Consider the following 220-nt stretch of genomic DNA (forward strand, 5'->3'; position numbering starts at 1 on the left):
CTGGCCCGCGCGGAGGAAGCCATCACCGAGGAACTGAACACCGAGGAATTGTCCCGGCGGCGCGGATCCCAGCCGGTACGGTTCGGCGGGAACGAGGCCCACGCCCTGGCCGTGTCCGAGGTCGCCACCGCCTGCGCCGAGCTTGTCAAGTTGTTTGTGTACGTGGGGTGGAATTCTTATCGGTTTAGGTGGGGTTCTATTCGGTCGGGATAGTTCAGGA

General features: G+C 63.2%; 1 protein-coding gene. It reads left to right on the top strand.

What is annotated here, in order from left to right; genetic code table 11:
* A partial coding sequence (locus LD110_RS23525) for a hypothetical protein (RefSeq protein WP_225502350.1) occupies positions 1 to 213 on the top strand: 213 nt, incomplete at its 5' end.
* Positions 214 to 220 lie beyond the last annotated feature (7 nt).

Source organism: Arthrobacter sp. M4 (genome assembly GCF_020251205.1).
GTDB lineage: Bacteria > Actinomycetota > Actinomycetes > Actinomycetales > Micrococcaceae > Arthrobacter.